Here is a 5349-nt window from a genome sequence, read left to right as displayed (position 1 = left end):
TGGCCGCATCCTCGGCCAGGAGAGCAGTTAGGAAAGCGGGGCCGTCCATCCCATCACGGCCGCACCTCACTGCACAGCCATTACCAGATCGAGTTTCTACTTGCATTCATGAGGGCATCCACACACGGGGCGGTTCAGGCCGCCCCTGCGACCGAACCGGTTGCGCCGAGAGTGCGGATCCGTAGTTGTCGTGTTGCCCACTGGTCCCGTCGAACCACTGGAGAGGAGCAGGAGATGGGACGTGTGATCGGCATGGACATCCACCGCACCTTCGCGGAGGTGGTGTTCTGGGAGGCCGGACGCCTCAGACCGGCGGGGCGGGTGGACATGACCCGCTCGGGCCTGGAGGGGTTCGGGCGGACCCTGAGCCGTGAGGATGAGGTCGTCGTGGAGGCGACCGGCAACGCGATGGCGGTGGTGCGGGTGCTCAGCCCCTTTGTCGCCCGGGTGGTCGTGGCAAACCCGCTGCAGGTCAAGGCGATCGCGCACGCCCAGGTCAAGACCGACAAGATCGATGCCGGCGTGCTGGCCTCGCTCCGGGCGGCAGGCTTCCTGCCCGAGGTCTGGGTGCCGGATGCCGGCACCGAGCGGCGCCGCCGGCTGGTGGCGCGGCGCAACCAGGTCGTGCGGCACCGGACCCGTGTCAAGAACGAGGTGCACGCCATCCTGCAGGCGCATCTGGTGCCGCCCTGTCCGCATGCCGACCTGTTCGGCCGGCTGGGCCGGACCTGGCTCGGCCAGCAGGTGCTGCCGGACGACGGGCGCGCGGCCATCGAGCGGCACCTGCGCGAGCTCGACCGCCTGGGCGAGGACCTGGAGGTGCTGGACCGGGACATCGCCCAGGCCGCCATCGACGATCCCGCGGTCAAGCGGTTGCTGACCATCACCGGCGTCAACCTGATTGTGGCGGCCGGGCTGGTGGCGGCGATCGGCGATGTGCGCCGTTTTCCCAGCCCCGAGAAACTGGTGAGCTACGTGGGTCTGAACCCGCGGGTACGTCAGTCCGGCCTGGGGCTGGCGCAGCATGGCCGGATCAGCAAGCACGGCCGCTCGCATACCCGCGCCTTGCTGGTCGAGGCGGCCTGGGCGGCGTCCAAGGCACCGGGGCCGCTGCGGGCGTTCTTTCTGTGCGTCCGGGCCAAGCGGGGGCACCAGGTTGCCGCCGTGGCGGTGGCCAGGAAGCTCGCCGTGCTCTGCTGGCACCTGCTGACACGGGAGACTGATTACCAGTGGGCGCGCCCGGCACTGGTGGCCAACAAGGTTCGCGCGATGGAGCTTCAGGCGGGGCAGCCGACGAGGAAGGGCAGCAAGCGCGGGCCGGCCTATGCCTACAATGTCAAGGAACTGCGTGACCGGGAGATCGAGGTCGCGCGGCAGGCTGAACAGGCCTACGAGCAATTCGTCGGACACTGGCAGCCACGCGGCCCGGGAAAGCGGCGCACGGGTGCCGCCAATGAGGAGCGACGGTGAAGGCTGCGCGGCCGGGCTCACATCCTCGGGCCCGGCTCTTTGCCACGCGGTCACCCGTGCCAGGCCAGGATAGCAGATCACGACGGAAAAGCTTGTCGATCTCATCCGTAGGCCGGGGCCGATCCAGGCCAAGACGATGCAGCGCTGGGTCTTGCGCGCATGGGCGGCGTTACGGCCAAAGTGGACGCGGGGGCTGTTGAACAACGCTATACCGGTCGGGCCGCGATGCCGCTTCGTGTCAACGGAGCCGCGGCGGCAATCGTCGCCGCAAGGAGCCGGGCGACAGCCGCGAGGAGCGAGATGTCGCGCCCTGGCCCGAGCAGGGCGAGGAGAGCGGCGGCGAGCCGCTTGAGGTTGACCGCGCGGCGGTGAGGAAGGCCTGGATGCGCATGTTCTGGAGGCCGCGCCGGACGGCGCGAGCAAGGCCGTGCCAGGACTTTGCCTCGCCGTGGAAGCCCTCCGAGCGCCAGCGGTGGCGTTGGTAGAGCCGGGCGTCCTCCGTCGACCAGCGCTCCTTGCGGCGGCGGGCGCGCAGGAGGGCGGGGTGGTGGTCGCTCACGACCACGGCCTTGTTCACCCGTCCCTTGGACAGGCAATCGCCGTGGATGGGGCAGCGGCGGCAGTCTGTCGCGCGGGAGTAGAAGTAGCGCCCGTGCTCCACCCGCCGCTGCAGGCGGAGGATGCGGCGCATCGGGCACTTCAGGATGTCGTGCCGGGCGTCGTAGCGGAACCGGCGCAGCGGCACGCGCGAGCGGATCGGCTCCTTTTTGGCGGGGATGACCGGGTCTATGCCCCGCACCTCCAGGCCGCCGTAGACCTTGCCATAGGCGTATCCCTGGTCCGCCGTCACCACCTGAACAGGGGTGCCCGTCACCGCCGCGACCGCATCCACGCCTGGCAGGATGTGATCGCCCTCATTCGCCTGGCCCGTCGTTACCTCGACCTCAAGGATGACGCCAAGAGCGTCGTCCACCGCCGTGTGCTGCTTGTAGGCAGGCTCCAGCCGCCGGTTCCGGGCGTTGGTTGTCATCGTGGCGTCGGGGTCGGTAAGACAAACCTTCTTGTACCGGCCGGTCTGCTTGCCGTCCCGCTCGGCCCGCAGCCACGACAGGTCCAGTACCCGGTCAACGCGCGCAAGAACGTGGTCATCCGGGACCAAGTCGCGCAGCGAGCCCGCCATCAGCAGCTCGGTCTGGCCTCGCATCCTGCTGCCCAGCATCGCCCGATACCCGTGCTGTTGCCGACCCCGAGCGAATCAGACCACCACCGCTTTTTCAACAGCCCCACGTGGCAGCGCTGCTACGTGGCCCTGAGCACCTTCGTCACGGCGGCTTTCAGGCCCTCGTGGGCATCGGAGGCGACGAGCTTGACCCCGCGTAGACCCCGGCGGGCGAGGCCGCGGAGGAAGTCGAGCCAGAAAGGCTCCGCCTCCGAGCTGCCCACCGCCATGCCCAGCACTTCGCGCCGCCCGTCGGCGTTCACCCCGACCGCGATGGTCACGGCCACGGGGACGATGCGGCTCGCCTCGCGCACCTTCACGTAGGTCGCGTCGAGCCAGAGGTAGGGCCAGTCGTCCTCGATGGGACGGCCCAGGAAGTCTCGGACCCGCTCGTCGATCTCGGCGCAGAGGCGGCTGACCTGGCTACGGCTCACCCCCTCCAGCCCCATGGCCCGGACGAGGTCATCCACCGAACGCATGGAGATGCCCTGCACATAGGCCTCCTGGATCACCGCCGTCAGCGCCTTCTCCGCCGTCCGGCGTGGCTCCAGGAAGGCCGGGAAGTAGCTGCCCCTCCGGAGCTTTGGGATCCGCAGCTCCACCGTCCCAGCCCGGGTCTGCCAGTTCCGCTCCCGGTAACCATTCCGCTGCACCAGCCGATCAGGGCTGCGCTCGCCATGGGCGGCACCCGCCAGCCCGCCCACCTCCAGCTCCATCAGCCGCTCCGCGGCGAAGCCGATTATCTCCCGCAGGAAGGTCGCATCCGAGCCTTTCGCCAGCATCTCGCGAAGGGCAGTCTCATCATCGGTCATCGTGGTCGGTCCAAGGTCGGGGTCGAGGTCAGCAACCCTGCCATGAACCACCGCGGTGACCGCCTCATCAGAGACGGTCAGGTCCTACACCATCACCAGGGACGCGACCGTCTTCCAGCGGGGAGTCGATTGTCGTCATTCGCTTTGGGTACCCGGCCAGCGGCCCGGATTGCGACTAGGGACGGTACCTCAGGGGAGGCAGGCCATCCCAGGAAACAAGAAACTCTTCCTAGAATTTCAGCCTACACTCGGCCACACCGGAGGTGGACCAGATCGGTCCAGTTCCGCTGAGCGGCCGAACATGCCGACGATCACAAGATCGTGATCTAGTGATTCGGTCCGCTCAGGGGCGGTGCGCCGAACATCCCGCAACTAGGGAATTGGCATGCCGGCCGAGGCGATCCTCAAGGGCCATACCTCGCCAGAGCTCAAGGCCCGCGCGAAAGCCCGGGCCGAGGCCGAGCGCATCACCGAGTTCCAGCTCCTCCAGCGCGCCGCCGAGATGTACCTGGCCACGGCGGAGACCTCCCCCGTCCCTGCTGCAGCAGGCCCTGGCAGGGTTGAAGGATGTGCAGGCCCAGATCGACGACGTCACCACCGCCGTCGGCCTCGTCCGAGGCCGGGTCCTGCCGCCCGAGGATGCCGAGCAGGCCACCCACTAAGCCCGAGGCGCGACATGATCCACGTCTTTATCGCCACGCTCCGCGACCAGAAACACGTCCGCGCCTACTACGAAGCGGAAGTCCTGCCGCCTGCCAATGCGCCGTCCATGGAGGGCCACCACGCCCACGCCTCCAGGCCGGAATGGCTCCGCATCTCCGACACTCTCGTCGCCTCGCCAGTCCAGCGCGGCGACGTCTCGCGCGGGCTACAAGGCTACGGACAGGACGGAGCGCCCGTCGCCCGAAACGCCGGCGTCTGCGGACTACGCTCCGTCACCGACTTCACCTTCTCCGCCCATAAATCTCCCCGAGATGTATCGTGAGCCGACTCAATTTGCTCGCCATGGTTGTGCCCATAGGTTAATATCACATTGTCTTGCGGCTTTTTAAATTTCAGTAACCTTAGAGGGGGCTAGCCCATGTTTCACGGTGCATTGACGGTGGAGCGTCCATCGAAACTTACAGCTCTCGAACGGAAAAGCGGGAACGTAACTGCCTGCGGGTTCGAGATTGAAGGTCCGCTGCTCGTAACGGTGCGCCGTTTTGGTGACCACCGCGGCTTCTTTATGGAGACCTACAGCCAACGCGACTTCGAGGCCGTGGGCGTGACGGCCCAGTTCGTCCAGGACAATCATTCTCTGTCGGCGGAGGTTGGAACGCTGCGGGGTATGCACTTCCAGCTGAAGCCCCACGCTCAGGCCAAGCTTGTGCAGGTGCTGCGGGGCTCGATTTTCGACATCGTGGTCGACATCCGCCGGGGCTCGCCAACTTTTGGCCAGCATGTCTCGGTTGAGCTGGCGGCCAGGAGCGGGCAGCAGTTCTATGTGCCTGAAGGCTTTGCGCACGGCTTCATCACGCTCGAGCCCGACACTGAGGTTGCCTATAAAGTTACCGACTACTACGCGCCCGAGTGCGACCGGGGTATCGCCTGGAACGATCCGGACTTGGCCTTGCCCTGGCCCGAGCTTACCAATGGTCCCGTCCTCTCCGACAAGGACAGCCGCCAGCCCCGTCTTCGCGATCTCCCTGACGCATTCTGAGAAATCCTGTCCCATGCGCGTCGTTGTCACCGGCGGAGCCGGCTTCATTGGATCGGCCCTGGTCCGCCACCTCGTCCTGAACCTCGGCCACGAGGTGCTGGTGATCGACAAGCTGACCTATGCCGGAGACCGCCGGACGCTCGCCG

The 5349-nt window shown here is 67.2% G+C and carries 4 protein-coding genes and 2 pseudogenes; 4 read left to right on the top strand and 2 right to left on the bottom strand.

Annotation, left to right across the window (positions count from 1 at the left end):
* The first annotated feature begins 252 nt into the window (after window positions 1–252).
* A complete protein-coding gene (locus ACO1BU_RS35865) occupies window positions 253–1470 on the top strand; it encodes an IS110 family RNA-guided transposase (protein WP_424140661.1) in 1218 nt (405 codons plus the stop codon).
* A 206-nt stretch (window positions 1471–1676) separates the two neighbouring features.
* On the opposite strand, the pseudogene ACO1BU_RS35860 reads toward ACO1BU_RS35865, so the two are convergent.
* Together ACO1BU_RS35860 and ACO1BU_RS35855 are read right to left on the bottom strand one after the other, a co-directional pair.
* Window positions 1677–2617, bottom strand: a pseudogene (locus tag ACO1BU_RS35860) (transposase); the annotation flags it as partial.
* A gap of 155 nt (window positions 2618–2772) precedes the next feature.
* A pseudogene (locus ACO1BU_RS35855) lies at window positions 2773–3501 on the bottom strand (IS256 family transposase); the annotation flags it as partial.
* A gap of 676 nt (window positions 3502–4177) precedes the next feature.
* Here ACO1BU_RS35855 and ACO1BU_RS35850 point away from each other — a divergent pair.
* The 3 genes from ACO1BU_RS35850 to ACO1BU_RS35840 form a co-directional block, all read left to right on the top strand.
* Complete coding sequence (locus ACO1BU_RS35850) at window positions 4178–4486, top strand: hypothetical protein (RefSeq protein ID WP_424140660.1); 309 nt, start codon at window positions 4178–4180, stop codon at window positions 4484–4486.
* A gap of 96 nt (window positions 4487–4582) precedes the next feature.
* The gene (gene rfbC / locus ACO1BU_RS35845; RefSeq protein WP_424140659.1) at window positions 4583–5203 is read left to right on the top strand and encodes a dTDP-4-dehydrorhamnose 3,5-epimerase; all 621 of its coding nucleotides are present in this window, start codon (window positions 4583–4585) and stop codon (window positions 5201–5203) included.
* On the top strand, window positions 5136–5349 hold a 214-nt coding region (locus tag ACO1BU_RS35840; RefSeq protein ID WP_424140658.1), incomplete at its 3' end, for an NAD-dependent epimerase/dehydratase family protein. The genes rfbC and ACO1BU_RS35840, both read left to right, overlap by 68 nt.

Source organism: Roseomonas chloroacetimidivorans, assembly GCF_049629625.1.
In the GTDB taxonomy this organism is placed as follows: Bacteria; Pseudomonadota; Alphaproteobacteria; order Acetobacterales; family Acetobacteraceae; genus Roseomonas; species Roseomonas chloroacetimidivorans.
Note: the sequence above shows the minus strand (reverse complement) of the source record. Positions and strands in the feature narration are given on the sequence as shown.